General features: G+C 73.1%; 3 protein-coding genes, 1 other RNA gene and 1 riboswitch. Of the genes, 1 reads left to right on the top strand and 3 read right to left on the bottom strand.

All coding sequences use genetic code 11. The annotated features are described in order from the left end of the window. Positions 1–94 precede the first annotated feature (94 nt). The 3 genes from QOZ88_RS23050 to rnpB form a co-directional block, all read right to left on the bottom strand. Complete coding sequence (locus tag QOZ88_RS23050) at positions 95–868, bottom strand: hypothetical protein (protein WP_306002006.1); 774 nt, start codon at positions 866–868, stop codon at positions 95–97. Between the two features lie 446 nt (positions 869–1,314). After that, on the bottom strand, positions 1,315–2,157 hold the full coding sequence (locus QOZ88_RS23045; RefSeq protein WP_306002005.1) for a LysM peptidoglycan-binding domain-containing protein: 843 nt from the start codon (positions 2,155–2,157) through the stop codon (positions 1,315–1,317). A gap of 73 nt (positions 2,158–2,230) precedes the next feature. Beyond that, positions 2,231–2,376: riboswitch (cyclic di-AMP (ydaO/yuaA leader) on the bottom strand. Positions 2,377–2,586: 210 nt separating this feature from the next. Beyond that, positions 2,587–2,988: RNase P RNA component class A (gene rnpB, locus QOZ88_RS23040), an RNA gene on the bottom strand. A 382-nt stretch (positions 2,989–3,370) separates the two neighbouring features. Between rnpB and QOZ88_RS23035 the strand changes: the two genes are divergently transcribed. Next, positions 3,371–3,612, top strand: a 242-nt coding sequence (locus QOZ88_RS23035) for a hypothetical protein (RefSeq protein WP_306002004.1), incomplete at its 3' end; no start/stop codon positions are given.

Raw genomic sequence — 3,612 nt, 5'->3', positions numbered from 1 at the left:
CCGGCGCGACGGGTGATGCGGGTCGATCAAGCCTGATCGATCAGGCCCGGTCGATCAGGCCTGGTCACGTGCCTAGTCGATCAGGCGTGGGCGATCAGGCCTGGTCGGCGGCCTGGCGACGGCGGTAGGCCACGGTGCCCGCGGCGACCGCACCGGCAGCGGCCAGCGCACCCACCCCGATCGCCGCCTGCTCCTCGATACCGCTGGTGGCACCGGCACCGGTGTCAGCACCACCGGCGGGCATCTGACCCATCTGCGAGGCGTTCAGCACACCACACGCCGCCGGCGCGGTGGCCTCCAGCGGCAGCGAGGGGTCCAGCGAGCTCTGACCGGCCTCGGCGTCGTACTCACCGTTGCCGTTCACATCGATACCGTGCACCACCAGCACCGCGGTACCGGCCGCGAACGCCTCCTGCGTGGCCTGATCGATGCTGAAGGTCCGCTCGTAGGTGTAGCTGTCCCCCTCAGGCGTCGGGAAGCGGTCCACCGCCAGACCGCTGTCCGCGCCGGTGTCACCCTCGGTGGTCAGCGACGCACCGATCTCCCCGTAGAAGGGGATGCCGTCGGCAGTGGTGACGATCCCGTCGCCGTCCGAGTCGGCCGACGCCGGCGGGCAGACGCCCTGCGCCCCGATGTGGAAGTGCTGGGCGTGCGGCGAACCGGCCAGCACACCGTTCGCCTCGACGGTGACGATCGCCTGGTCACCCTCCAGCGTGACCATGCCCGTGCCGGTGACACCCGAGTCGTTCAGCGAGCCCAGGTCGGCCTGGTAGCTGCCGTCATGGGCAGCCGAGGCCGCACTCATCGTCAGCAGCGGGAACGCCGCAGCAGCGATCGCGACGGAGGGGATGGCGAATGCCTTGCGCATGGAGACTCCTTCGTCTCGGAGACCCGGAGCGCGGTCTGCTCCGGCTCCCGGGGATGGGTGGCCGGCGCGGTGCTGCGCCGGTCGGTCGTCCGGGTCGGGGAGAACCCAGCGGTCGGTGACACGACGCGCGGAGCGGCGTCTCACCCGGCCCTCGATCAGGGCGTGATCACGTCATGCCCTGCCGTCCACCGTTCGAACGCGCGCAACACGATCGGGTGCATGACGATCTCGTGACACGCCGTCGCGACCTCGGCATCCCCTTCGGGGACGCTCCACCGACGCCGACCGGGGGACGCTCCGGTGCCCCCGGCCCACGGATCAGCCCCAGGTCAGCTGGAACACCGAGATGGTGCCGACCCTGGCCGGCGAAGACTCCCGGCCATCCGACCGACCGACCACGGGTGATCGGCGTACGGCCGGCTCAGCGACGTGCGGAGGAGCGGTGGTTACGGCAGGAAGGCCACGTGCGGGTGGTCCATGTGGTTGGCCGTGGCCGAGCCGCGGTCCGCCATGGGCTGCCACGCCCAGCCCGTCCACGGACCGGCGATCCGCTGCTGCCAGATCACGTAGTCCACGCCGAGCCGGGCCGCGTTGTCGATCACGTACTGGGCGACCGCGTTCCCCTTGGCCGCGTCGGTGTACACCATGAAGTCGGCCGCGCGGCCGGCGGTCGGGCTGTGGCCGGGGCGGGTGAGTACCGTCCCGACGCCGTTCGCCTCGGCGATCTCCTGGACGGCGGGGCGGACGTGCACGTCCCACTGGTCGTAGGCCGCGGACGTCGCCACCGGAGCAGGAGCAGGAGCAGGAGCCGGGGCGGGCCGCTCAGCCCGGCTGGCGCGCTCGAGAACCGCTCCCCCGCCGCTCAGGGCGAGCACCTGCCCGACGCGCAGCACGTTCGCGTTCGGGCCGATGACGCCGAGGTTCAGGGCGTGCAGGTCCTGCCAGGTGGTGCCGTGGCGGGCCGCGATCCCGGCCAGCGTGTCGCCGGCGACCACGGTGTACGACCCCGCGGCGGCGGGAGCCGGCGCCGCCGCCGGTGCCGCCGCCGGTGCCGCGCCGGAGCCGCCGATGGTGAGGACCTGCCCGACGCGCAGGACGTTCGGGTCGGCGCCGATCGTGTCGCGGTTGGCGTCGTGGATGCTGCGCCACGTGGTGCCGTGGCCGGCCGCGAGCTTGCTCAGGGTGTCGCCGGAACGGACCGTGTGCTCGCCGGTGTGGGCGGCCGCGGGGCCGATGGCCCCCAGGGTGACGGCCGAGGCCGCTGCGAGGACCACGGCAGGGTAGGCCACGGCGGTCATGGCGCGGTTGCGGGAGGGACGACGGTGTCGACCCACGGTGCGATGGCTGTTGGGCATGGGGTGGTGAGCCTCTCGCCGCCTGCGGGGTTAGCTGTCGGGTTCGGGCGAGAGCTGCCCGGCCGCGCACGGCGCGGCTTCACCCCGAGGTCCCGGAGGGCCACGAACGGTGGGTCCCCCGCGCCTGCCCGTCGTGTTCGACGCTTCCGGGCGGCCGTGGGCAGGTTCGGCGGGCGACCTCCGGGTCCGCCGGTCAGCGGACGTGCGAACGGTAGGCAAGGCGATCGGCGAGCCAGAAGCTCGAACCCGGCCTTTTCGCGGACCCTCCGCACAGCGGCACGTGGAGTCACCGGACATGAGCGCAGCGCCCCCGTTCGCCCGGACGGATGACGCCGCGGACGCCGCACGAGAGCGGGGGGCCGACGGACGAGTCGGCCTGTACGCCGGGTTCTGTCCACGGGTGCCTCACGGCCTCCCGATGGGCGGTCATCCATCTAGGCCTGCCGTTGCCGGCAGGCTCCAGCGGTCTACCCGCAGGCTCGGGCGGGCCGCCCTCGAACGCCTGCGCGGAGCGGCGGCGGACCACCGTTCCTTCTTGACCTAGCTCCGGGTGGGGTTTACCGAGCCACGCCGGTCACCCGGCGTGCTGGTGGTCTCTTACACCACCGTTTCACCCTTACCGGCGCGGACGCCGGCGGTCTGTTTTCTGTGGCACTGTCCCGCGGGTCACCCCGGGTCGCCGTTAACGACCACCCTGCCCTGTGGAGCCCGGACGTTCCTCGGCGGCGGGGTCTCCCCCACCGACGCGACCGCCCAGCCGACTCGTCCGTCGTGCCAGGCAGTCTAGGCGTCCGGCACATGGATCCGGCAGCGCGCGGGTAGGGAGCGGCGATCCCTGCACACCCACCGCAACGAGGAGGACGACATGGGACTGATCTCCGGACTCGTCAAGGCCAACCTGCTCAAGCGACTGCTCAGCCGCTTCAGCCGACGCAGGCACTGAGGCCCTGCGGCCCGGGCGCACCCGGGCCGCGGTGACCCTGCATGCCGCCTCGGTCACCGCCGACACGCGGCCGGGATCACCCTGACCCCGCCGCGGTCGTGGGCGTCCGACCCGTTGCCCGCCCCGCGGTGGGCGACCCGCTTCCCTCCGACGCCCTGCCCCGTCGTGCCCCAAAGTGTCGTACCCCCGGCTTAGCCTGCGGTTATGTCGGTGGTCGGGTTCGCGGTCGGGGTGACGGTGTCCCCGGTCGACCCGTTCCCCTCGCCGTGGGAGCTGGCCGATCCCGATCCGCAGCGGTGGGACGAGCCGTTGTCCGCGTGGCTGCCGGCCCGGCGCGGCGCGGTGGAGGCCGCCGACCTGCTCGGCCAGATCGTGGTGGCCGAGGCGAAGCTGGCCGCGTTGCGGGTGGAGCTGGTGATGGACCTCGCGGCCGCCCGGCCGGCGCC

Source organism: Blastococcus carthaginiensis (assembly GCF_030731085.1).
GTDB classification, from domain to species: Bacteria; Actinomycetota; Actinomycetes; order Mycobacteriales; family Geodermatophilaceae; genus Blastococcus; species Blastococcus carthaginiensis.
The sequence above is the reverse complement of the archived record's forward strand: the minus strand, read 5'-3'. Positions and strand labels throughout refer to the sequence as shown.